This window comes from Kosakonia sp. H02 (assembly GCA_030704225.1).
Lineage (GTDB): Bacteria > Pseudomonadota > Gammaproteobacteria > Enterobacterales > Enterobacteriaceae > Kosakonia.
In genome coordinates, this window is sequence record CP131915.1 from 1,857,279 (window position 1) to 1,880,205 (window position 22,927).

The window sequence follows — 22,927 nt, forward strand, 5'->3', positions numbered from 1 at the left end:
CCGATAGCGGCTCCTTTTTACGCTCTAAACGCCGGTGTATCGTGAAGCCGGTTTGGCATTGCGCGCAGCGTTAAACAGCGCCATTCGTGCCTCTTCAAGGTTCTTCCACAGTTGTAAATCCTCAACTGGCGGCAACGTGATGAGTTCTCCGTGATCCAGCCCGACCAGCGCGGCATCCACCAAATCTTCGCTGGTCATTACTGCGCCATCCGGCAATGTATCAAGCCCAATACCGGAGCGCTGCCAAAACTCCGTCGCCGTCATCGCGGGCAGCACTGCCTGAATCCGGATCTGACTGTTGGCGAACTCCTCCTGCAAGCTGCGGGTAAAATTCACCACCCACGCTTTCGTTGCGCTGTAAACAGCATTACCAGCATGGGTATAAAACGCGACAATCGAGGCGATATTAATAATTGTGCCCCGGTTTTGCGCCACAAAACGCGGCAAAACGGCCAGCGTCAGGCGCATCAAGGAAGTGATATTCAGCGTATTAATGGCTTCATGTTGATCCGCCGTGCTCTTCAGGAATGACTTAATATCTCCCGCCCCGGCATTGTTCACCAGCAGCTCTATAGAAGCATCTTCGTGCAGTATGTTCTCCACCAGCGCAATACCGCTGGTCTGGCTGAGATCGGCAATCAGCGTGTTGACCTGCACGCCGTAACGATGCTGAAGTTTGCCCGCGAGGGCGCTTAACCGATCGGCGCGGCGCGCGATCAGCACGAGATTGTAACCGCGGGCGGCCAGACGGTCGGCATAAGCCGCGCCGATACCTGACGAGGCACCGGTAATCAGAGCAGTGATTGTCATTGTCATACCTCACGAATAAATGGTTTTATGATGAAACCAAAGCAGCATCGTTTATTTGGTTTCATTATGCAACCTAGCGATGCTGCAAAATGTGCGCTTTCGCGAGTGAGTTAAATGCGTACGTGAGTTATCGGGATCCGGCGACGTGTAGCGCCACCTCATCCGGTTGTAATGTGCGCCCATCCTCAGCCACCAGCGCCAATTTTTGCAGCGGACGGCGCGACAGGTTATCGACCAGCACGCTGGTAGGCTCGCCTTCAGCGAACAGCCATTCATTGCCCCATTGCGCCAGCGCGAACAGCACGATTTGCAGTGCACGGCCTTTTTCCGTCAACACATATTCCTGCCATGCGCTACCGTCAGCGGCGGGTTGTGTTCGCAAAATCCCTTCATCAACCAGCAATTTAAGCCGTGACGTCAGCATATTTTTGGCGATACCGAGGTGTTTCTGAAATTCACCAAAACGCGTAATGCCCGCCAGCGCATCGCGCACAATCAAAAGTGACCACCAGTCGCCAATAATATCCAGCGAGCGGGCAATAGGGCAGAAAGAGTCTTCAATGCGGGTTCGTTTCATAGGGATCTCCGGTTAGCGGTTTAATTATAAAACCACTTTACGCAGATAACAGCGCTTTTTGCGCAGCCGCACACTCCCGGGCAGCGCATCTGGCGGAGCGCAATAAATGTGTCACAATCCACCTTTCAGGCAGAGACAAAGGACACAGGATGAAACGTTTATTCTGGCTGGGCGCGCTCGCGGCCAGCCTGGTGACGCCAGCCGCGCTGGCGCAAACAGCCCCCGAGGGCTACACCCTGCAACAGATTGTGATCCTCAGCCGTCACGGTATTCGTGCGCCGTTAGCCAATACCGGTAGCGCGCTGGTGCAATCCACAGACAAACCGTGGCCGAAGTGGGACGTAGCGGGCGGAGAGCTCACCGAACGGGGCGGCGCGCTGGAAGTCTTCCTTGCGCATAACATGCGTAAGTGGATGGAAAATGAAAAGGTATTGTCGACCGAAGCGTGCCCCACGCCAACGCAGTTTTACGCATGGGCTAACAGCCTGCAACGCACCTACAATACCGCCCGCTATTTCATTGCTAACACCTTTGTGGCCTGCGATGTGCCCATCTACCATCAGCGGGAAATGGGCAATATGGATCCGCTGTTTAACCCGGTGATCACTGATAACTCGGCTGAGTTTCGCCAGAAAGCAGTAAATGCGATGGAGGCGCAGCGGCAAAAATACGATTTTGATGAAAGCTATAAGCTGCTGGAAAGCATTGTCGATTACCGCCACTCGCCAGCCTGTAAAGAGAAGCCCTCATGCTCTTTGTCACAGGAGAAAGATACCTTCAGCGCCAACTACCGGCTGGAGCCGAACGTGAGCGGGCCATTGAAAACGGCGAATGCGCTGGTGGACGCTTTCACGCTGCAATATTACCAGGGGCTCCCGCGGGAGCAGGTTGCGTGGGGTGGGATCAAAAGCGACAAGCAGTGGCAACTGCTGGAAAAACTCAAAAACGGCTATCAGGATATTCTCTTCACCACGCCGGGCGTGGCGCGTAATGTGGCGAAACCGCTGCTGCAATACTTCAATCGTCAGCTTGTAGAAAAAGCGACCAGCGCGGCCAAAATTACTTTGTTGGTGGGACACGATTCAAATATTGCTTCGCTGCTCGCGGCGCTGGATGCGAAACCCTGGCAATTGCCGGGCCAGTTTGAGCGCACGCCCATTAGCGGCAAAGTGGTGTTTCAGCGTTGGCATGACACGCAGGGTAATCGCGACTTGATGAAGATTGAGTATTTTTACTTCACTGCGGAGCAGATGAGAAACCTCGACAAAATGGGCTTCGACACGCCAGTGCAGCGCTATACCCTCGAATTGAAAGGCTGCCCTGTCGACAGCAACGGTTTTTGCCCGATGCAAAAATTCAGTGCCCTGTTGGGCGAAGCAGCGAAATAGCGGCGTCTCCCCCGCGAAAGCGGGGGAGTGGGGGAGCGTAACTACACGTTTTGCCGTTCTATGGTTTGTTCTCCCCAAAAGAGTGAATCTTTATCGGTTTTCTCAAAGGCGCGCAGCAGGACTTCATCGCTACCTTCTTCCCAAATTTTCTCTGCGAGGACCTCGTCGTAGTCGGCAAGTTCGAAAATAGCTTCAGCGATTTCCGGTGAAGTATTACGTAAACTGGCCCATTCGCCCACGCGATGAGCTTTCGCTTCCTGAGTTGGCATAAGCGTCCTCCTGTAGAAAGTTAACCGTTCAGTTTGACTGCCAGGCCGGCGACGTATTCGCCCTGATAACGGGCGATCGCCAGCTCTTCGGCACTTGGCTGGCGCGAACCATCGCCACCGGCAATGGTCGTCGCGCCGTAAGGCGTACCGCCGCGAACCACTGAAACATCGAACAGTTCCTGCGCGGCATAGCCAATGGGAACAATGACCATCCCATGATGAGCAAGCGTAGTCCAGGTTGAGGAGATTGTATGCTCCTGGCCGCCTCCGGTCCCGGTGGAACTAAACACGCTCGCCAGTTTTCCGTACAGCGCACCCGAGGCCCATAGTCCGCCGGTCTGATCAAGGAAAGTGCGCATTTGTCCGCTCATGTTGCCAAACCGGGTCGGTGTACCAAAAATAATGGCATCATACTCGGGCAGTTCCTGCGGTGTGGCGACCGGCGCATTCTGCGTCTTACCCCCTGATTTTAGAAAGAGTTCGGCTGGCATCGTTTCCGGTACGCGCTTGATAACGACCTCTGCGCGATCCACTTTTTGCGCCCCCTCTGCAATGGCATGCGCCATCGTTTCGATGTGTCCATACATGGAATAATAAAGCACCAACACTTTAGCCATTTTGTATCCCTCCTGTTTGTTAAGCGCGCAGCGATTCGCTGCGTTCTTCCTTAAGCGTATGACGTGATAGCCAGAGTGCAAATAAACGCGCCACTTCTTTGATAATTAACAATTAACGGTGAAGCGCGATCTTGTTGCAAATTGACACATTTTTGCGCGGGTACATTTTTAAAGACATAAGAGGGGCTTATCGGTTTCGCTTAAGGAAACGGTCAGGTAAGCCGCTTAAGCTGTTGCAAAATATTAATAGCGGCTGGCTGATGAGCCGCCGTTTACTAAGCTTAAGTTCACGCGGCGCAGATAAAGGTTCGGCCTTTACGTCGTGAGGTGAAAGAATCCTCTTTTACTGAATGCAGAAAGATGTCTGATATTTCACTTATCTGGAGGTGAGACATGGCAAACCATCGTGGTGGTTCAGGTAACTTCGCTGAAGACCGTGAAAGAGCATCAGCAGCAGGCCGTAAAGGTGGTCAGCAAAGCGGGGGTAATTTCAAAAATGATCCTCAGCGCGCCTCAGAAGCAGGTAAAAAAGGGGGCAAAAACAGTCACGGTAGCCGCAGTAGCTAACGCGACCCGCAGACAAGCCTTTACGGTTGCTGCATAAGCCCGCCGCCGGGGAGACCCGGCGGTTTTTTTATGCATGCGCGACGCATTAATTTATGTAACCGTTCTTCTGAAAGTCGAGTCGACTTGTGTCATTTGCTATGCTGCTTCGAACCAAAAAGGGGAGCACAAATGGCACAGGGTACGGCGAAGGGCGTGGGCAAACGCACACGGGCGGTAAGTGAAAAGCGTCAGGCGATTTTAAACGCGGCGCTGGAGGTTTTTTCTCGCCTTGGTTTTCATGGGGCACGGCTGGATCAGGTTGCGGAGCAGGCGGGCGTCTCGAAAACGAATCTGCTTTATTATTTCCCGTCCAAAGAGGCGCTTTATATTGCCGTGTTGCGCCAGATCCTTGATATCTGGCTGGCACCGCTAAAAGCGTTTCGTGAGGATTTCACGCCGCTGGTGGCCATCAAAGAGTACATCCGCCTGAAACTGGAAGTCTCGCGGGACAATCCCCAGGCCTCGAAGCTGTTTTGCCAGGAGATGTTACAGGGCGCGCCGCTGCTGAAAGCAGAATTAACCGGCTCTTTAAAAGCGCTGGTGGAAGAAAAAGCGGCGATCATCGCTGGCTGGATAGTCAACGGTAAACTGGCCGCCGTCGATCCCCATCATCTGATCTTTATGATTTGGGCCTCCACGCAGCATTACGCCGATTTCGCTATTCAGGTCGAAGCCGTCACCGGCGCAACACTCCAGGATGACGCCTTTTTCCAGCAAACGGTCGATAACGTGCAGCGCATGATTATCGAAGGGATCCGCGTGCGTTAGTTGCCGGGCGGCAGCGGGCAACTCACATCGCCTTCCTCACACTGCAACAGCGAGGCCAGCCACGCTTCGCGCTCGTTGGTTTTATCTGCCAGGCACTGGTTTTCCACCATCGGCTGCACGCTGCCGCCTTCAGAACCTGAACTGACGAACGCACAATCGCTGTCGCGCAGCGTAATCCAGGTTTGCTGTGCCTTTTTCAGCAACGCTGCCTGCTGGGGCGTCGCGCGTTTAATCGCGTCCTGATAGGTCTGGTTGAGTTTTTTATCCGCAGCCTGATAAAGCGCCGCGGTGCAACTGTTCAGTTGCGATTGGCTGGAGGCGTTATCGCACTCATCGGCGAACACCGGGTGGCTTAACATTAGCGCGGTGAGCGCCAGCAGGCTTCGTTTCATGCGCGTCCCTTGTTTAACAAGTGTGATTTAGCGGATTTATTAACACAGCCCTGCGCGAATGTCACTTCAGCGGGTGAATCGCGAGCGGACGGTTTTGCCTTGCTCGTTTCAGTTCACAAATTTCAAAACTTTTTCCTGCCGCCAGGTGGCAGTAAGGGCGAAAAAAACAGGCTACCATCATGTAAATGATAAATAAAAGTTAATAAATTGTTGTTAAATTCATTTTATTTAACACATCTGAAGGCTTATAGATTTCTCTTATGGTTTAAATTAACTAAATATTAACTAATATTTAACTGTAATTTATCAATTTTGGGCATTTATCACATTTTTACGATCCGCAGTGTTTTGCCTCTTCCCTTCGTTGTTAACCTCCATTTCGCGACTTTCCTCTGTCCTCAAGAAAGGTACAACTATGAAATTCAAACTCGCCTTACTCAGCGCCGCGCTGATTTCTGCCAGCATGGTGTCCGGCCAGGCTTTTGCTGCACAGAAGTATGAAATTGCCGTCGTGGCCAAAGTAACCGGCATTCCGTGGTTCAACCGTATGGAAACCGGCGTCAATGAAGCCGCGAAAAAACTGGATGTCAATGCTTACCAGACCGGACCTTCCACCCCGGATCCGGCGCAGCAGGTAAAAGTGATTGAAGATCTGATCGCCAAAAACGTTAACGCCATCATCGTCGTACCGAATGATGCGAAAGTGCTGGAGCCGGTGCTAAAAAAAGCCCGCGACAAAGGCATCGTAGTGCTGACGCATGAATCCCCGGATCAGCAAATTGGTCAGTGGGATATTGAAACCATCGACAGCGAAAAATACGCGCAGGCAAACGTCGATGAGCTGGCAAAAGATATGGGCGGCAAAGGTGGCTATGCCATCTACGTTGGCTCACTGACCGTGCCGCTGCATAACGCCTGGGCCGATTACGCCATCAAATATCAGAAAGAAAAATACCCGGATATGTTTGAAGTCACCTCGCGTTTACCGGTGGCGGAAAGCATTGATAAATCCTACGCCACGACGCTTGACCTGATGAAAACCTACCCGCAGATGAAAGGGGTAATTGGCTTCGGATCGCTTGGGCCGATCGGTGCCGGACAGGCGGTACAGAAGAAACGCGCGAAAGACAAACTGGCGGTTGTTGGCATCGCGATGCCGGGTCAGGCTGCACCGTATCTGATGCGCGGTGACATCAAAAAAGCGCTGCTGTGGGATCCGCGTGATGCTGGTTACGCGCTGGTCACCGTTGCCGATCAGTTGCTGCAAGGAAAAGAAGTGACGTCCGATCTCTCGATTGAAGGATTGGGCAAAGCCGATGTGGATATGGATAAGAAAGTGATCCGCTTTAATAAGATCCTCGAAGTGACAAAAGAAAACGCACAATCACTCGGTTTCTGAGCCTTTCAGGCCACACCAGGGAACCGGAACGCCGGCCGTCAGGCCGGCTCTTCCGCCGCAGATTTTAACCTCGCGCCCCTTTCGGGCGCTGGCAGAGGTATTGTCGATGAGCGACACCACCGCATTTATCACCCTTGAGAATATCAGCAAGCAATTCCCGGGCGTGCTGGCGCTGGACAATGTGAATTTAACGCTGAAAAAAGGCGAAGTTCACTGCCTGGCGGGGCAAAACGGCTGCGGAAAAAGCACCATCATCAAGGTTATCTCCGGGGTCTATCACCCGGAAAAAGGGGCCAACATAGAGCTCGACGGCAAGCTGTTTCACCATCTCACGCCGCCGCTTTCCGCCCATTACGGCATTCAGGTGATTTACCAGGATCTGTCGTTATTCCCCAATTTCAGCGTCGCGGAAAATATCGCCCTGCATCGCTATTTACCCGGCGGCGATATCTGGGTGCGTCGTAGCGCCATGCGCACGCAAGCGCTGGCGGCGATGGCGCGCATTGGCGTGCGCCTCGACCCGGATAAGAAAGTAGAAAAACTCTCCATCGCCGACCGTCAATTAGTGGCAATTTGCCGCGCGATTGCCGCCGAAGCCCGGTTGGTTATCATGGATGAACCCACCGCGTCGCTCACCCGCCAGGAAGTGAACGGCTTACTGCGCGTGGTGAATGAATTGAAAGCTGCTGGTATTTGCGTGGTGTTTGTCAGCCATCGTCTGGATGAGGTGATGGAAGTTGCGGATCGCATCAGCGTGATGCGCGACGGCAAACTGATCGGCACCTGGCCGGCGAGCGAGCTCGACAGCCATGAACTGGCGTATCTGATGACCGGGCAACGTTTTCACTACAGCCCGCTACCAGAAAAACCGTCGGTCGAACAACCGCCAATGCTGGAGCTGCGCCATTTGAGCCGCAAGGGCAAATACCGCGATATCAACCTCGCGCTGCGCAGCGGCGAAATCGTGTCGATTGTCGGCCTGCTGGGTTCCGGGCGCACCGAGTTGTGCATGAGCCTGTTTGGTATGACGAAGCCGGAAGATGGCGAGATCCGCATCAATGACAAGCCGGTGAAGCTGCGTAACAACCATGACGCTATCCGCCACGGGATCGGCTATGTCTCGGAAGACCGCTTAACGCAGGGGTTGATTATGGAGCAGTCAATCTATGACAACACCATCGTCACCGTCTTCGACAAATTACATACCCGTAGCGGCTTGCTCGATCACGCCAAAGCCGGGCAACTGGTGAGCGATCTGATCCGCAATCTGAACATCAAAGTCTCCGATCCCCGCTTGCCGGTGAAAACGCTCTCTGGCGGGAATGCACAACGCATCGCCATTGCTAAATGGGTTGCCACGCAACCGCGTATTTTGATCCTCGACTCGCCTACCGTCGGCGTCGATATCGCCAACAAAGAGGGCATCTATCAGATTGCCCGCCAGTTGGCAGAGCAGGGGATGGCCGTGCTGATGATTTGTGACGAAATCCCGGAAGCCTATTACAACAGCCATCGCGTGCTGGTAATGCGCCAGGGTGAACTGGTGGCGGAATTTAACCCGCACCGCTGTACAGAACAGGAGATCGCGGAGGTGGTGAATGCGTAACGCCTCGCTTGCCCGGCTTATCGGGCAACATGAATTCTGGTTAGGCTTGCTGGTCGTTGCCCTTGCGGTCGGGCTCAGTATCCGTACCGATGAGTTTTTAACCCTTGGCAACCTGACGGATGTCGCCACCAGCTATGCCATTCTCGGCATTCTCGCCTGCGGGCTGTTTGTGGTGCTGATCTCCGGCGGGATTGATATCTCGTTCCCGGCAATGACGGCAATTGCGCAATATGCGATGGCCAGTTGGGTGATTGCCCACGGCGGCAACTTCGCGCTGGCGCTGGCTCTCTCAATGGCCGTCGGGCTTGTGCTCGGGCTGGTCAACGGTTTCCTCGTCTACTGGCTACGTGTGCCAGCGATCATCATTACCATCGCCACGCTGAACGTCTATTACGGCCTGCTGGTCTATGCCACCAAAGGCACCTGGCTGTACGGCTTCCCGGACTGGTTTATGAACGGCATCAACTGGTTCTCCTTTACCGGTTCGGACGGCTATGACTACGGGTTAACCCTGCCGCTGCTGTGCCTCGGCGCGACCATAATTTTTACCGCCGTGCTGATGAACTACACCCGCCTGGGGCGGCAGATTTACGCCATGGGCGGCAACCGCGATGCGGCGTCTCGCCTGGGGCTGAACCTGCTGAAACTGCATTTTTATGTTTACGGCTATATGGGCATTCTGGCGGGCGTGGCGGCCGTGGTACAGGCGCAGATCACCCAGTCGGTGGCGCCCAACTCGCTGCTCGGTTTTGAACTGACGGTACTGGCGGCAGTGGTACTCGGTGGCACCAGTATGTCCGGCGGGCGCGGCACGCTGACCGGCACGCTGCTGGGGGTGATTCTGCTTGCCTTCTTACAGAACGGGTTAACGTTGCTTGGCGTCTCCTCTTACTGGCATATGGTGTTTAGCGGCGCGATTATTCTGGTGAGCATCAGCGCGACCGCGTGGCATGAAAAACGCAAACTCGCAAGGGAGCTTTAAGATGAAATCCATCGTCCGAATCCTGCCCGGTGATGCCATCATTCGCTTGCAATGCGTGATTATCATCGTCGTTGCGCTGGTCTTTTCCGCGCTGCTTGGCGGGCGTTTTTTCAGCGTCGCCAACTTCCAGTCCATCGGTTCGCAACTGCCGATCCTCGGCATGTTAGCGCTCGGTATGGGCATTACCATGCTGACCGGCGGCATTAACCTGTCGATCATTGCCGGTGCCAATGCCTGTTCGCTGGTGATGGCCGCGGTGATTGTCAGTCATCCTGACAATCCGCTTTTCCTGGGGCTGGCGTTGATCGCCGGGCTGTTGGTGGCGGTGGCGATTGGCGTTCTTAATGGTGCGCTGGTGGCATGGATTGGTGTCTCGCCGATCCTCGCCACGCTCGGCACCATGACGCTGATTTCCGGCCTCAATATTCTGCTTTCCAACGGCACGGTTATCTCCGGCTTCCCGACGGCAATTCAATACCTGGGGAACGCCACTATTGTTGGCATCCCCGTGGCGCTGCTGCTGTTTCTCGCGGTCGCGCTGCTGCTGTGGGTACTGTTGGAACATACTACGCTCGGGCGCAGCCTCTATCTTGTGGGCTCCAACGAGCAGGCCACGCGCTACAGCGGCGTGAACACCGTGCGTGTGCAAATCTCGGTGTATGTCATCTCGGCAATCCTCGGTTGGGTGGCCGCCATTTTGATGATGGCGAAATTCAACTCGGCGAAAGCGGGTTATGGCGAGTCTTATCTTCTGGTGACCATTCTGGCTTCGGTGCTCGGCGGCATTAACCCGGACGGCGGCTTTGGCCGTGTGCTCGGTCTGGTGTTGGCGCTGGTGGTACTCCAGATGCTGGAAAGTGGCTTTAACTTGTTGGGTATCAGCAGTTATCTGACGATGGCGCTCTGGGGCGCGGTGCTGATCCTCTTTATCGCATTACAGAATCGTAAAGCCTGATTTCAGGAGAAAAAAATGGCGAGCTACTTTATTGGTGTGGATGTGGGGACCGGCAGCGCGCGTGCAGGCATCTTTGATCTGACGGGCCGGATGGTCAGCCAGGCGAGCCGGGCCATTGAGCTTTACCGCCCGCAGGCTGATTTTGTCGAGCAATCTTCCGACAATATCTGGCAGGCGGTGTGCAACGCCGTGCGCGATGCCGTCAACCAGGCGGATATCAACCCGATCCAGGTGAAAGGTCTGGGGTTTGATGCCACCTGTTCGCTGGTGGTGCTCGACAAAGAGGGGAATCCGCTGACTATCAGCCCCTCCGGTCGCAGCGAGCAGAACATTATTGTGTGGATGGATCACCGTGCGATTTCGCAGGCAGACCGCATCAACGCCATGCACCATCGGGTGCTGGATTATGTCGGCGGGATAATCTCGCCAGAGATGCAAACGCCCAAGCTGCTGTGGCTGAAGCAGCATATGCCGAACACCTGGGCCAACGCCGGGTACTATTTTGATCTGCCGGATTTCCTGACCTGGCGGGCGACCGGTGATGATACGCGTTCACTCTGCTCAACGGTGTGTAAGTGGACCTATATGGGTCACGAAGACAAGTGGGACACCAGCTATTTCCGCCAGATTGGCCTGGAAGACTTGCTGGAGCATGATGCCGAAAAAATTGGCCGCTATGTGAAAACCATGGGTGAACCGCTGGGGCGGGGCCTGACGCAGCGCGCCGCCACAGAAATGGGCTTGATGCCGGGTACGGCGGTGAGCGTGTCGATTATTGATGCCCATGCCGGTACCCTTGGTACGCTCGGTGCCAGCGGCCCATCCGGTGAAGTGGCGGATTTCGACCGGCGCGTGGCGCTGATTGGCGGCACCTCCACCGGGCATATGGCAATTTCACCGCAGGCGCGTTTTATCAGCGGCGTCTGGGGGCCGTATTACTCCGCGGTGCTGCCGGGCTACTGGCTGAACGAAGGCGGGCAGTCGGCGACCGGGGCGTTAATCGACCATATTATTCAGTCGCACCCTTGCTATGACACGCTGCTCGCGCAGGCAAAAACCCAGGGGCAAACCATTTACGAAGTGCTGAATGCGCTGCTGCGCAAAATGGCCGGGGAACCGGAGAATATCGCCTTCCTGACCCGCGATATTCATATTCTGCCGTACTTCCACGGTAACCGTTCCCCGCGCGCCAACCCGACCCTGACCGGGGTGATCAGCGGGTTGAAACTGTCGCGTACGCCAGAAGATATGGCGTTGCAATATCTGGCGACTATCCAGGCTATCGCCCTCGGTACGCGGCATATTATCGAAACCATGAATCAAAGTGGTTACAGCATCGATACGGTAATGGCGAGCGGTGGCGGCACGAAAAACCCAATTTTTGTCCAGGAACATGCCAATGCCACCGGTTGCGCGATGTTGCTGCCGGAAGAGAGCGAAGCGATGCTGTTGGGCGGCGCGATGATGGGCACCGTGGCGGCTGGCGTGTTCGATAGCTTCCCGGAAGCGATGTCGGCGATGAGCCGCATTGGTAAAACCGTGACGCCGCAGACCAATCGCATCAAACAGTATTACGATCGCAAATACACCGTGTTTCACCAGATGTACGAAGATCATATGAAGTACCGTTCGCTGATGCAGGAGGAGGCATGAGCAGTAGCTGGCAGCAGGCCTGTGGCGCCTGGCAAACTTACAGCGAAGAGCTGGCGGCGCTGAGTGGCCGCCTTAGCGAAGAGACCTGGGCGGCATTGATGGCGGAGCTGCGCGGTTGTAAGGGCAAGATTGTGGTCACCGGCGTCGGCACCTCCGGCATTGCGGCGCGTAAAATCGCCCATATGCTGGCCTGCGTCGAGCGCCCGGCCATTTATCTTAATGCCACCGATGCCGCGCACGGTGATTTAGGGTTTCTTGATGCTAACGACCTGGTGATTATGCTGTCGCGCGGCGGCAATTCTGAGGAGTTGACGCGTCTGCTGCCAGGGCTGGCGGTGAAAGATATTCCGATTATCAGCGTGACGGAAAACCACGCATCGGCAATTGCGCTGGCCTCACGGTTAGTTATCTCCACCGGCGTGCAGCGGGAAATCGATCCGCTGAATATGCTGGCGACCACCTCAATTGTGCTGGTGCTGGCGATTTTCGACGCCGCCTGCGCCTGCCTGATGAGTGAAAGTGGTTATTCGAAGGAGACACTGCTCGCCGTGCACCCCGGCGGCGATGTCGGCTTAACGTTAAGAAAAAAAGCGCCGTAAGGCGCTTTTTTGATGCCCGATAAGCGAAGCGCTATCGGGCATTTTGCCGGGTGGACCCGGCCTGTTAATTTATTCCACGGGTATTTTTTTATCGCCAAGTAGAATATCAATGCCGCCTCTTTTATTATTTTCAATTCGCATAATAAGATCATTCTATATGCATTTTTCGCGGTCATTATTAAAACACACCATATCTTGCGTATCTGAATTGAAAATTCTAATGTCACCTGTGGGTTTTGCTTTAAAACCCTCACCATAGTTCCAAATGCTGATATACCAATCGCCATTTTTTGCCGGGGTCGGTATCTTAAAATGCTTTTGCAATATTTGTTTATTCTCTTTCCACCACTCTTTTTTTCCGCTTTCGGTTAACGGAAAGTTTTTCACCGCAACATTAGCAAAATTGAGCTGCTGGTCGGTTGCCATGATCTCGGCTTGTCTGAAAAAATTTATATAGATAAACGCAACTGCTAATGCAAAGAGTATAAGAATGAGCGACTTAGATTTGAGCATTTTTTGACCCTTTTATTTTTTAAGTAACTTCCCTTATTAGTGAAAACCCGCATATTCCTGACGTCGTATTCTGTTAAAGCGTTTTTGATCTGGTTGATAGAGTGTGGTTAATTATCAGCATTTGTGCTCAATCACAAATAAAAAGGCACCCATAAGGTGCCTGTCTTAGCGGTTTGAAAACAACTCTGAATATCCAGATGACTTATTAACCAATCGTCATCAGGCTGGCATTACCGCCCGCAGCCGCGGTGTTGACGCTGAGCGAACGCTCCAGCCACAGGCGTTCGAGCAGGATATTGGTTTCTCCGCGTGCAAAACCCTGGACTGAGACAATCGCGCCATCGCGGGCGGCAACGCTTTCGCACAGGCTGACAAGTTGATCGGAATCGCCGTGGAAAATCACCGCATCGAACGCTTGCGCCATCAGAGCATCGGCTTTGGCGAACTGAATGCGTTGGCTGATGCTCGCCGGAAGCTGTCTGGCTAACTCACGGTGTAGCGTATCGTCCGGCCACAGCGCCTGGCTACCGCTTGCCATCACCGCCGCCAGTTGCACCAGCGCATCCTGCTCGTTATCGGCAACGCACAACACCCGCTCGCGCGGAGCCAGCGTCCAGGTGTTGCGCTCGCCGGTTGGGCCTGGCAGCAGACGCTGTGTGCCCGCCTGCGCCAGCTCGCCGAACTGACGACAAACCTGTTGCAGTTCAGGGCGGTTTTCTGCCCATGCCGTTAACGCGTCCAGCGGCTGCGTCAGCACGGATCTCAACTGCGCATCCAGCGGACGCTCAGCATCGTGGCGTGCCAGCGTTTTCAGCACGGCATTTTCCGGGCGATTGCTCAACAGACGATAGAGATAGAGCGGCCCACCGGCTTTCGGACCGGTGCCGGACAAGCCTTCGCCGCCAAACGGCTGTACGCCAACCACTGCGCCAACCATATTGCGGTTTACATACAGGTTGCCGACATGGGCATTGCCCGTCACCTGGGCGATAGTTTCATCAATGCGGGTATGCACGCCGAGCGTTAAACCGTAACCGGAGGCGTTAATCTGCGCGATCAACTGATCAAGCTGGTTACGCGAGTAACGCACCACATGCAGCACCGGGCCGAAGATCTCTTTTTTCAGCTCATCGAAGCTTTCCAGTTCAATCAGCGTTGGCGGCACAAAAGTGCCGGTGCGCCATTCGCGGGCATCTTCGCTGTTTTCCCGTGCGGCCTGGAAAACGGTGCGCCCTTTGGCCTGCATCGCCTGAATATGCTTATCGATAGTGGCTTTCGCCTCCGCATCGATAACCGGGCCAATGTCTGTGGTCAGACGTCCCGGATTACCCATCCGGCATTCGGCCATCGCGCCACGCAACATGGTCAGCGTGTGCTCAGCAATATCATCTTGCAGGCAGAGCACGCGCAGCGCCGAGCAGCGTTGACCAGCGCTGTCGAACGCTGACGCCAGCACATCAACCACCACCTGTTCGGTGAGGGCAGACGAATCAACAATCATCGCGTTCATGCCGCCGGTTTCGGCGATAAGCGGCGTCGGGCGGCCTTGCGCATCAAGGCGGGTGGCGATATTACGTTGCAGCAGGGTGGCAACGTCGGTAGAGCCGGTAAACATCACGCCGCGCACGCGCGCATCCGTTGTTAATTGTGCCCCGACGGTTTCACCGCGACCCGGTAACAGTTGCAACACGCCCGCTGGCACGCCCGCTTCCAGCAGGAGTTGCACGCCCTGGGCAGCAATCAGCGGCGTCTGTTCGGCGGGTTTTGCCAGCACACTGTTGCCTGCCGCCAGCGCAGCGGCAATCTGCCCGGTAAAGATAGCCAGTGGGAAGTTCCACGGGCTGATACAAACCACCGGGCCCAACGGACGGTGCGTTTCGTTATCAAAGTCGGTGTTCACCTGACCGGCGTAATAGCGCAGGAAATCCACCGCCTCGCGCACTTCGGCAATGGCGTTGCTGAAGGTTTTGCCCGCTTCGCGCACCAGAATGCCGATAAGCGTTTGCATGTTATCTTCCATCAGCACTGCGGCGCGTTGCAGAATCGCGGCTCGCTCCTGCGGCGGTGTGGCAAACCAGATGGGCGCATGGTTTACGGCGTTATCCAGCGCCTGGTTCACCTGGGTTTCGCTTGCTTCCACCACATAGCCGACAATATCTTTCGGCTCGGCCGGGTTGATTACCGCCGCAGCGTCGCCTTCCATCACGGTTTCTTCCAGTACCGGGCGGGCATACCATTTTTGCGCTGCGCTATTAAGCAGTGCCGAGGAGAGGGAGGCCAGCCGGTGTTCATTCGCCAGATCGAGGCCTGCTGAATTGATGCGTCCTTCGCCATACAGCGCGCGGGGCAGGGCAATTTTCGGATGCGGCAGGCCGACCTGGCCTTCCTGGGCGGCGAGTTTCTCCACTTCGGCAACCGGATCTGCCACCAGCGCGTCCAGCGGCAGCGTATTATCGGCGATGCGGTTAACAAACGAAGTGTTGGCGCCGTTTTCCAGCAGGCGACGCACCAGGTACGCCAGTAAGGTTTCATGGGTGCCGACCGGGGCGTAAATACGGCACGGGCGGTTCAGTTTGCCGTCGGCAACTTTACCCACCACCTGCTCGTACAGCGGTTCCCCCATGCCGTGCAGGCACTGGAACTCATACTGGCCTGGATAATAGTTCTGCCCGGCGAGTTGATAAATCGCCGCCAGCGTATGGGCGTTATGGGTAGCGAACTGCGGGTAAATCAGGTTTGGCACCGCGAGCAATTTTTTCGCGCAGGCGATATAAGAGACATCGGTGTAGACCTTGCGGGTATAAACCGGATAACCCTCCAGGCCTTCCATCTGCGCGCGTTTGATTTCGCTGTCCCAGTACGCGCCTTTCACCAGGCGGATCATCAGGCGGCGACGGCTGCGGGTCGCTAAATCAATCAGGTAATCAATCACAAACGGGCAGCGTTTCTGGTAGGCCTGAATCACAAAACCAATCCCGTTCCAGCCTGCCAGTTCCGGCTCAAAGCAGAGTTTTTCCAGCAGATCGAGGGAGATTTCCAGCCTGTCGGCCTCTTCAGCATCAATATTGATCCCGATGTCGTACTGGCGCGCCAGCAGGGTTAAGGATTTTAGACGCGGGTACAGTTCCTCCATCACTCTGTCGTACTGCGCGCGGCTGTAGCGTGGGTGCAGGGCAGAAAGCTTAATGGAGATCCCCGGCCCTTCGTAAATCCCGCGTCCATTCGACGCTTTGCCGATGGCATTGATCGCCTGTTGATAGGAGACCATATACGCCTGCGCGTCGGCAGCGGTGAGTGCCGCTTCACCGAGCATATCGTAAGAGTAACGGAACCCTTTCTCCTCGAGCTTGCGGGCGTTCGCCAGCGCTTCGGCGATGGTTTCGCCGGTCACAAACTGCTCGCCCATCAGGCGCATCGCCATATCCACACCCTTGCGGATCAGCGGCTCGCCGCTCTTGCCGATAATGCGGTTCAGCGAACGGGAGAGGTTGGCTTCGTTATGCGTGGAGACCAGGCGGCCAGTAAACAACAAACCCCAGGTGGCGGCATTGACAAACAGCGACGGGCTGCGGCCAATGTGCGACTGCCAGTTGCCGTTGCTGATCTTGTCGCGGATCAGCGCATCACGCGTCGCTTTATCGGGAATACGCAGCAGCGCTTCCGCGAGGCACATCAGCGCCACGCCTTCCTGTGATGAGAGAGAAAACTCCTGCAACAGGCTCTGCACCATGCCCGCACGACCGGAGGCGGTTTTTTGATGACGTAATTTTTCCGCTAACTGGTAAGCCAGTTTATGCGCGTTTTCTGCCACCGGCTGCGGCAAACGCGCCTGTTCAAGCAACATCGGCACGGCATCGGTTTCGGCCCAGCGCCACGCGCCGGTAATGGCGGAACGGGAAACGGATTGCGGCAGGATCTGTTCGGCAAAATCGAGGAATGGCTGTGGGCTCTCTTCAATCACCGCGCTGGCGTCATCCTCCTGCGGCCCGTTGGCCTGTGTATTGTTCAGTTCCGGTAATCCGTCGCTGCTTTCCAGCTTTTCAAGGAAGTTAAAAATGGCTTGTTTAATAAGCCAGTGTGGTGTGCGGTCGATGGTTGCCGCAGCGGCTTTAATCCTTTCGCGTGTTGCATCATCAAGCTTGACCCCCATAGTGGTGGTGCCCATGCTTTGCTCCTGTTTTTATGTTGTTTTGCAGAATACGCAGAAATATCCACCATGTTGCAACTTTGTGCAACCTTGTTAAATGTGACATGGCTGGCAAGGTACGGAATGAATCAATTGTTAATTAGTGGTAAGCGTAATGGCGACGGGGTAATTCACTGCTGCGCCAGGATTTATGCAGTTGATAACACTTTTTAAAGGTGCAACCTTTAAAACTGTGACGAAGTGCAACCTATCATGAAAAGTTATCCCTGACGGGATGAATTCGATGTAAATGCTGTGTTAAATCAATTGTGAATAAGTGACGCTTCCGGCAGGATACGGGCGCTTCTAATAATACATACGCACCATCGCTACGTTCCGGCGATGGATAAAAACGGCAAATAGAAATTTGTCGACGAAGGACCTGGAGACTGTTTATGGCAATGAGCACACCGATGCTGGTGACCTTTCTTGTTTATATCTTTGGCATGTTACTGATTGGTTTTATCGCCTGGCGATCAACGAAAAACTTTGACGATTATATTCTCGGTGGTCGCCGCCTTGGTCCGTTAGTCACCGCGTTATCGGCAGGGGCATCGGATATGAGCGGCTGGCTGCTGATGGGATTACCGGGGGCGATTTTTATTTCCGGTATCTCTGAAAGCTGGATTGCCATTGGCCTGACGCTGGGGGCATGGATTAACTGGAAACTGGTTGCTGGCCGCCTGCGCGTACATACCGAGGCGAACAATAATGCCCTGACCTTACCCGATTATTTCACCGGGCGTTTCGAAGATAACAGCCGTCTGCTGCGTATTATCTCCGCGCTGGTGATCCTCATTTTCTTCACTATCTATTGTGCATCCGGCATTGTGGCGGGGGCACGTCTGTTCGAAAGCACCTTCGGCATGAGCTATGAAACGGCGTTGTGGGCCGGGGCCGCAGCCACCATTATTTACACCTTTATTGGCGGTTTTCTGGCGATCAGTTGGACGGATACCGTGCAGGCCAGCCTGATGATTTTCGCGCTGATCCTGACGCCGGTGATTGTCATTATCTCCGTGGGTGGTTTCGGTGATTCCATGGAAGTAATCAAGCAAAAAAGCATTGAAAACGTCGATATGCTAAAAGGCCTCAATTTCGTCGCCATTGTGTCGCTGATGGGCTGGGGGCTTGGTTACTTCGGCCAGCCGCATATTCTGGCGCGTTTTATGGCGGCGGATTCCCACCACACGATTGTGCATGCGCGTCGCATCAGTATGGCGTGGATGATCCTTTGCCTTGCGGGTGCAGTGGCAGTGGGGTTCTTCGGCATTGCTTACTTCAACAATAATCCGTCGCTGGCAGGCGCGGTGAACCAGAACGCCGAGCGCGTGTTTATCGAACTGGCGCAGTTGCTGTTTAACCCGTGGGTTGCCGGAGTGTTGCTGTCAGCGATCCTCGCGGCGGTGATGTCGACCCTGAGCTGCCAGCTGTTGGTGTGTTCTAGCGCTATCACGGAAGATTTTTACAAAGCGTTTCTGCGTAAAGGCGCGAGCCAGAAAGAGCTGGTTTGGGTTGGCCGCGCAATGGTGCTGCTGGTGGCGCTGGTAGCCATTTCGCTGGCCGCGAATCCGGAAAACCGCGTGCTGGGCTTGGTGAGCTATGCATGGGCAGGTTTCGGTGCGGCGTTTGGCCCGGTGGTGCTGTTCTCGGTGATGTGGTCGCGCATGACGCGTAACGGCGCGCTGGCAGGGATGGTTATTGGTGCGGTTACGGTCATAGTCTGGAAACATTACGCCTGGCTGGATCTGTACGAAATCATTCCGGGCTTCCTGTTTGGCAGCATCGGGATTGTGGCGTTCAGCTTGATGGGTAAAGCGCCAACCGCCGCGATGCAGCAGCGTTTCGCCGAGGCCGATGCGCATTACCATTCTGCGCCGCCGTCCCGTGTGGCGGTCGAATAAAGTAATCTCAAACCCGCTACGGCGGGTTTTTTTATCCCTCTTTATTTGCCTGACGCGCGGCGGGGCCGGGTTAGCCCGCTACGCGTTTACATCCAGTTATCATTCTGAACATATTTCGCTTGAGTTTCTTTTTTGCGTAATGATAATCACTATCACTGCAATTTACTTTTCTTTGCACCTTCTGACTGCGCATGACATTAAGGGCGTTCTCCATGTTTGTTCCATTTCTCATTATGTTACGTGAAGGCCTTGAAGCGGCGCTGATCGTGAGCCTGATTGCCAGCTACCTGAAACGCACCCAGCGCGGGCGATGGATAGGCGTGATGTGGGTTGGCGTGTTCCTTGCTGCGGCGCTCTGCCTGGGGTTAGGGATTGCCATTAACGAAACCACCGGCGAGTTCCCGCAAAAAGAGCAGGAGTTATTCGAAGGCATCGTGGCGGTGATTGCGGTGGTTATCCTCACGTGGATGGTGTTCTGGATGCGCAAAGTGTCGCGCAACGTAAAAGTCCAGTTAGAGCAGGCGGTGGATACCGCACTTGCGCGCAGTAACAACCACGGCTGGGCGCTGATCCTGATGGTCTTTTTCGCCGTAGCGCGTGAAGGGCTGGAGTCGGTGTTCTTCCTGCTGGCGGCATTTCAGCAAGATGTGGGCATTTGGCCGCCGCTTGGCGCGGTGCTGGGTTTAACCACCGCCGTGGTGCTCGGTTTTCTGCTTTACTGGGGCGGTGTGCGCCTGAATCTTGGCGCATTTTTTAAATGGACCAGCCTGTTTATTCTCTTTGTCGCCGCCGGGCTGGCTGCGGGTGCAATTCGCGCCTTCCATGAAGCCGGCCTGTGGAATCACTTCCAGGATGTGGCGTTTGATTTAAGCAACGTGCTGACCACGCATTCGCTCACCGGCACGTTACTTGAAGGGATTTTGGGTTATCAGGAAACGCCAAGCGTCAGCGAAGTGTTCGTCTACTTTGCCTATTTGATCCCGGCGCTGGTGCTGTTTATCTCACCTCCACGCGCCGGTACGCAGCCTTCAAGGGCGGCACCATAATCGCTTTCTAGTTACAACATACTCATTAAAGGAAAGGTCATGGCTACTCATTTTCGTCGTAGTGCATTACAACTCGGGATTGCGGCGTTGATTTCTTGCGCTTTTGGTGTTCAGGCGGCGGATGTTCCGCAGGTAAAAGTGACGGTCACGGACAAGCAGTGTGAGCCGATGAACCTGACGGTTAACGCGGGCAAAACGCAGTTTATTATTCTCAACCACAGCCAGAAAGCACTGGAGTGGGAGATCCTCAAAGGCGTGATGGTGGTGGAAGAGCGCGAAAATATCGCGCCAGGATTTAGCCAGAAGCTGACCGCCAATTTGCAGCCGGGCGAATATGAGATGACCTGCGGGCTGCTCACCAACCCGAAAGGCAAACTTATCGTGAAAGGTGAAGCCACGGCTGATGCAGCAAAAGGCGATGCGTTGCTGAGCCTGAGCGGGGCGATCACCGACTATAAAGCCTATGTGGTGGCAGAAACCGCACAGCTTGTTTCCGGTACCAAAGCCTTTACCGACGCGGTGAAAGCGGGCGATATCGAAAAAGCAAAAGCACTGTATGCGCCAACGCGTCAGCACTATGAGCGTATTGAACCGATTGCGGAACTGTTCTCCGATCTGGATGGCAGCATCGATGCCCGCGAAGATGATTACGAGAAAAAAGCGGACGATCCGAAGTTCACTGGTTTCCACCGTCTGGAAAAAGCACTGTTCGGCGACAACACCACCAAAGATATGGGCCACTACGCCGACCAGCTCAATCGCGATGTCCTTGATCTGCAAACGCGAATCAATGAGCTGGCGTTCCCGCCGTCAAAAGTGGTGGGCGGCGCTGCCGGTCTGATTGAAGAAGTGGCGGCAAGCAAAATCAGTGGCGAAGAAGATCGCTACAGCCACACCGATCTGTGGGATTTCCAGGCGAACGTTGACGGCGCACAGAAAATTGTCGATTTACTGCGTCCGCAATTGCAGAAAGAGAACGCCGGACTGCTGGCGAAAGTCGATACCAACTTCAAGAAAGTGGACAGCATTCTGGCGAAATACCGCACTAAAGAGGGCTTCGAAACGTACGACAAGTTGACCGAGGCCGATCGCAATGCGCTGAAAGGGCCGATCACCACGCTGGCGGAAGATCTGGCGCAGCTTCGCGGTGTGCTGGGTCTGGACTAACAACCATGAAACAACATGATGATAACGACGTCAGTGAACCTTCCCGGCGTCGTTTATTAAAAAGTATGGGCGCGCTGGGAGGCGCGCTTGCGCTTACCGGCGGTTGCCCTGTTGCTCATGCGGCGAAACCGCAAAGCGCGCCAGGTACGCTCTCGCCCGATTCGCGTATGGAAAAACAGCCCTTTTATGGCGAGCACCAGGCGGGCGTGTTGACTGCGCAACAGGCGTCGATGATGCTGGTGGCCTTTGATGTGCTGGCGGCAGATAAGTCTGACCTTGAACGTTTGTTTCGCTTACTGACACAGCGCATTACTTTTCTCACCTCCGGCGGCCCGGCCCCGGATACGCCCAACCCGCGCCTGCCGCCGATGGATTCCGGCATTCTTGGGCCGTTTATCGCTCCGGATAACCTGACCATCACCGTGTCTGTTGGTCAGTCGCTATTTGATGAGCGCTTTGGTTTACGCCCGCAGATGCCGAAAAAGCTGCAAAAGATGGGGCGTTTTCCCAACGATTCCCTTGATGCGGCGCTGTGCCACGGCGATCTGTTGCTGCAAATCTGCGCCAACACCCAGGATACGGTTATCCATGCGCTGCGGGATGTGATTAAACACACGCCGGATTTACTCAGTGTGCGCTGGAAACGGGAAGGGTTTATTTCCGATCATGCAGCGCGCAGCTGGGGGAAAGAGACGCCGGTGAATCTGCTGGGCTTTAAAGACGGTACTGCCAATCCGGACAGCAGCGATCCTGCGCTGATGAACGAGGTGGTGTGGGTTACTGGCGAGCAGGGCGAACCGACGTGGGCGGTAGGTGGCAGTTACCAGGCGGTGCGGATTATCCAGTTTCACGTGGAGTTCTGGGATCGCACGCCGCTGAAAGAGCAGCAGACTATTTTCGGTCGGGATAAGCATTCTGGCGCGCCGCTTGGCATGAAGAATGAGCATGATGTGCCGGATTATGCCAGTGACCCTGACGGGGATGTGATTGCCCTCGACAGCCATATTCGCCTGGCGAACCCGCGTACCAAAGAGACGCAATCGAGCCTGATGATGCGTCGGGGATACAGCTATTCGCTTGGCGTCACCCACTCGGGTCAACTTGATATGGGCTTGCTGTTTGTCTGCTACCAACACGATCTGGAAAAAGGGTTCCTGACGGTACAAAAACGGCTCAATGGCGAGGCGCTGGAGGAGTATATTCGCCCGATTGGCGGCGGCTACTTCTTTGTGTTGCCGGGCGTGAAAGAGGCCAGCCGCTATCTGGCTCAGCCTCTCCTTGAAGCCTGAAGATCCTATCCTGCCCGCCTCCGGGCAGGATATTCTGTTATCTGTTGCAATTTGACATACTTTTTCTGCCATCCAGCTATCATTTTTTCGTATTAGAAAGTATCTGTTATTTTTCTGTAATATTCTTCGCAGAGACTCTGTTTAACGACGCAGAGGTCTTGCACGTTATGATTTCGTAAAAATAATGTTGCAATGATGCTA

20 protein-coding genes are annotated in these 22,927 nt (G+C 54.8%); 13 read left to right on the forward strand and 7 right to left on the reverse strand.

All coding sequences use genetic code 11. From position 1 onward, the window contains the following. Positions 1-24: 24 nt before the first annotated feature. Together Q5705_08780 and Q5705_08785 are read right to left on the reverse strand one after the other, a co-directional pair. Positions 25-816: an SDR family oxidoreductase gene (locus Q5705_08780; GenBank protein ID WLI78618.1), complete on the reverse strand. Its 792-nt coding sequence runs from the start codon at positions 814-816 to the stop codon at positions 25-27. Positions 817-937: 121 nt separating this feature from the next. After that, complete coding sequence (locus tag Q5705_08785; protein WLI78619.1) at positions 938-1,387, reverse strand: helix-turn-helix domain-containing protein; 450 nt, start codon at positions 1,385-1,387, stop codon at positions 938-940. A gap of 149 nt (positions 1,388-1,536) precedes the next feature. Between Q5705_08785 and agp the strand changes: the two genes are divergently transcribed. Then, entirely contained in the window at positions 1,537-2,775 is a 1,239-nt protein-coding gene (gene agp, locus Q5705_08790; GenBank protein WLI78620.1) for a bifunctional glucose-1-phosphatase/inositol phosphatase, read from the forward strand. Between the two features lie 41 nt (positions 2,776-2,816). Here agp and Q5705_08795 read toward each other — a convergent pair whose 3' ends face one another. Together Q5705_08795 and wrbA are read right to left on the reverse strand one after the other, a co-directional pair. After that, entirely contained in the window at positions 2,817-3,044 is a 228-nt protein-coding gene (locus Q5705_08795; protein ID WLI78621.1) for a YccJ family protein, read from the reverse strand. Positions 3,045-3,064: 20 nt separating this feature from the next. Then, positions 3,065-3,661, reverse strand: coding sequence for an NAD(P)H:quinone oxidoreductase (gene wrbA, locus Q5705_08800; GenBank protein ID WLI78622.1), 597 nt, complete (start codon positions 3,659-3,661; stop codon positions 3,065-3,067). A gap of 393 nt (positions 3,662-4,054) precedes the next feature. Here wrbA and Q5705_08805 point away from each other — a divergent pair, with 393 nt between their 5' ends. Next, entirely contained in the window at positions 4,055-4,228 is a 174-nt protein-coding gene (locus Q5705_08805; GenBank protein ID WLI78623.1) for a general stress protein, read from the forward strand. 168 nt (positions 4,229-4,396) lie between these two features. After that, positions 4,397-5,035 (forward strand): HTH-type transcriptional regulator RutR, encoded by a 639-nt coding sequence (rutR, locus tag Q5705_08810; GenBank protein ID WLI78624.1) that lies wholly within the window; start codon positions 4,397-4,399, stop codon positions 5,033-5,035. On the opposite strand, the gene Q5705_08815 is transcribed toward rutR, so the two are convergent. Then, entirely contained in the window at positions 5,032-5,427 is a 396-nt protein-coding gene (locus Q5705_08815; GenBank protein WLI78625.1) for a lysozyme inhibitor LprI family protein, read from the reverse strand. The two genes, rutR and Q5705_08815, sit on opposite strands and share 4 nt — an antisense overlap. 415 nt (positions 5,428-5,842) lie before the next feature. On the opposite strand from Q5705_08815, the gene Q5705_08820 reads away from it, so the two are divergent. The 6 genes from Q5705_08820 to Q5705_08845 all read left to right on the forward strand — a co-directional run bounded on the left by Q5705_08820 (position 5,843) and on the right by Q5705_08845 (position 12,621). Then, a complete protein-coding gene (locus Q5705_08820) occupies positions 5,843-6,826 on the forward strand; it encodes an autoinducer 2 ABC transporter substrate-binding protein (GenBank protein ID WLI78626.1) in 984 nt (327 codons plus the stop codon). A gap of 106 nt (positions 6,827-6,932) precedes the next feature. Next, a complete protein-coding gene (locus Q5705_08825; GenBank protein ID WLI78627.1) occupies positions 6,933-8,432 on the forward strand; it encodes a sugar ABC transporter ATP-binding protein in 1,500 nt (499 codons plus the stop codon). After that, positions 8,425-9,414: an ABC transporter permease gene (locus Q5705_08830; protein WLI78628.1), complete on the forward strand. Its 990-nt coding sequence runs from the start codon at positions 8,425-8,427 to the stop codon at positions 9,412-9,414. The genes Q5705_08825 and Q5705_08830 overlap by 8 nt, the downstream gene beginning before the upstream one ends. Position 9,415: 1 nt before the next feature. Next, entirely contained in the window at positions 9,416-10,369 is a 954-nt protein-coding gene (locus Q5705_08835; GenBank protein WLI78629.1) for an ABC transporter permease, read from the forward strand. Positions 10,370-10,384: 15 nt separating this feature from the next. Continuing rightward, complete coding sequence (locus Q5705_08840; GenBank protein WLI78630.1) at positions 10,385-12,022, forward strand: FGGY-family carbohydrate kinase; 1,638 nt, start codon at positions 10,385-10,387, stop codon at positions 12,020-12,022. Then, on the forward strand, positions 12,019-12,621 hold the full coding sequence (locus tag Q5705_08845; GenBank protein ID WLI78631.1) for an SIS domain-containing protein: 603 nt from the start codon (positions 12,019-12,021) through the stop codon (positions 12,619-12,621). The genes Q5705_08840 and Q5705_08845 overlap by 4 nt, the downstream gene beginning before the upstream one ends. A gap of 153 nt (positions 12,622-12,774) precedes the next feature. Here Q5705_08845 and Q5705_08850 read toward each other — a convergent pair whose 3' ends face one another. Both Q5705_08850 and putA read right to left on the reverse strand, forming a co-directional pair. Beyond that, the gene (locus tag Q5705_08850) at positions 12,775-13,134 is read right to left on the reverse strand and encodes a DUF943 family protein (GenBank protein WLI78632.1); all 360 of its coding nucleotides are present in this window, start codon (positions 13,132-13,134) and stop codon (positions 12,775-12,777) included. Positions 13,135-13,339: 205 nt separating this feature from the next. Beyond that, positions 13,340-17,299 (reverse strand): trifunctional transcriptional regulator/proline dehydrogenase/L-glutamate gamma-semialdehyde dehydrogenase, encoded by a 3,960-nt coding sequence (gene putA / locus Q5705_08855; GenBank protein WLI78633.1) that lies wholly within the window; start codon positions 17,297-17,299, stop codon positions 13,340-13,342. A gap of 416 nt (positions 17,300-17,715) precedes the next feature. On the opposite strand from putA, the gene putP reads away from it, so the two are divergent. The 4 genes from putP to efeB all read left to right on the forward strand — a co-directional run bounded on the left by putP (position 17,716) and on the right by efeB (position 22,726). Continuing rightward, the gene (gene putP / locus Q5705_08860) at positions 17,716-19,224 is read left to right on the forward strand and encodes a sodium/proline symporter PutP (protein ID WLI78634.1); all 1,509 of its coding nucleotides are present in this window, start codon (positions 17,716-17,718) and stop codon (positions 19,222-19,224) included. Positions 19,225-19,436: 212 nt separating this feature from the next. Next, the gene (efeU, locus tag Q5705_08865; protein ID WLI78635.1) at positions 19,437-20,270 is read left to right on the forward strand and encodes an iron uptake transporter permease EfeU; all 834 of its coding nucleotides are present in this window, start codon (positions 19,437-19,439) and stop codon (positions 20,268-20,270) included. A 39-nt stretch (positions 20,271-20,309) separates the two neighbouring features. Then, entirely contained in the window at positions 20,310-21,437 is a 1,128-nt protein-coding gene (gene efeO / locus Q5705_08870) for an iron uptake system protein EfeO (GenBank protein WLI78636.1), read from the forward strand. 5 nt (positions 21,438-21,442) lie between these two features. After that, on the forward strand, positions 21,443-22,726 hold the full coding sequence (efeB, locus tag Q5705_08875) for an iron uptake transporter deferrochelatase/peroxidase subunit (GenBank protein ID WLI78637.1): 1,284 nt from the start codon (positions 21,443-21,445) through the stop codon (positions 22,724-22,726). Positions 22,727-22,927 lie beyond the last annotated feature (201 nt).

What these genes read in the sequence shown, in the direction of transcription:
- efeB (WLI78637.1), top strand. Translation starts at nt 21,443, where the DNA reads ATGAAACAACATGATGATAACGACGTCAGTGAACCTTCCCGGCGTCGT.
- Q5705_08845 (WLI78631.1), top strand. Translation starts at nt 12,019, where the DNA reads ATGAGCAGTAGCTGGCAGCAGGCCTGTGGCGCCTGGCAAACTTACAGC.
- Q5705_08850 (WLI78632.1), bottom strand. Translation starts at nt 13,134, where the DNA reads ATGCTCAAATCTAAGTCGCTCATTCTTATACTCTTTGCATTAGCAGTT.
- Q5705_08780 (WLI78618.1), bottom strand. Translation starts at nt 816, where the DNA reads ATGACAATGACAATCACTGCTCTGATTACCGGTGCCTCGTCAGGTATC.
- Q5705_08795 (WLI78621.1), bottom strand. Translation starts at nt 3,044, where the DNA reads ATGCCAACTCAGGAAGCGAAAGCTCATCGCGTGGGCGAATGGGCCAGT.
- Q5705_08785 (WLI78619.1), bottom strand. Translation starts at nt 1,387, where the DNA reads ATGAAACGAACCCGCATTGAAGACTCTTTCTGCCCTATTGCCCGCTCG.
- efeU (WLI78635.1), top strand. Translation starts at nt 19,437, where the DNA reads ATGTTTGTTCCATTTCTCATTATGTTACGTGAAGGCCTTGAAGCGGCG.
- efeO (WLI78636.1), top strand. Translation starts at nt 20,310, where the DNA reads ATGGCTACTCATTTTCGTCGTAGTGCATTACAACTCGGGATTGCGGCG.
- rutR (WLI78624.1), top strand. Translation starts at nt 4,397, where the DNA reads ATGGCACAGGGTACGGCGAAGGGCGTGGGCAAACGCACACGGGCGGTA.
- agp (WLI78620.1), top strand. Translation starts at nt 1,537, where the DNA reads ATGAAACGTTTATTCTGGCTGGGCGCGCTCGCGGCCAGCCTGGTGACG.
- Q5705_08820 (WLI78626.1), top strand. Translation starts at nt 5,843, where the DNA reads ATGAAATTCAAACTCGCCTTACTCAGCGCCGCGCTGATTTCTGCCAGC.
- Q5705_08815 (WLI78625.1), bottom strand. Translation starts at nt 5,427, where the DNA reads ATGAAACGAAGCCTGCTGGCGCTCACCGCGCTAATGTTAAGCCACCCG.
- Q5705_08835 (WLI78629.1), top strand. Translation starts at nt 9,416, where the DNA reads ATGAAATCCATCGTCCGAATCCTGCCCGGTGATGCCATCATTCGCTTG.
- wrbA (WLI78622.1), bottom strand. Translation starts at nt 3,661, where the DNA reads ATGGCTAAAGTGTTGGTGCTTTATTATTCCATGTATGGACACATCGAA.
- Q5705_08830 (WLI78628.1), top strand. Translation starts at nt 8,425, where the DNA reads ATGCGTAACGCCTCGCTTGCCCGGCTTATCGGGCAACATGAATTCTGG.
- Q5705_08805 (WLI78623.1), top strand. Translation starts at nt 4,055, where the DNA reads ATGGCAAACCATCGTGGTGGTTCAGGTAACTTCGCTGAAGACCGTGAA.
- putA (WLI78633.1), bottom strand. Translation starts at nt 17,299, where the DNA reads ATGGGCACCACCACTATGGGGGTCAAGCTTGATGATGCAACACGCGAA.
- Q5705_08825 (WLI78627.1), top strand. Translation starts at nt 6,933, where the DNA reads ATGAGCGACACCACCGCATTTATCACCCTTGAGAATATCAGCAAGCAA.
- putP (WLI78634.1), top strand. Translation starts at nt 17,716, where the DNA reads ATGGCAATGAGCACACCGATGCTGGTGACCTTTCTTGTTTATATCTTT.
- Q5705_08840 (WLI78630.1), top strand. Translation starts at nt 10,385, where the DNA reads ATGGCGAGCTACTTTATTGGTGTGGATGTGGGGACCGGCAGCGCGCGT.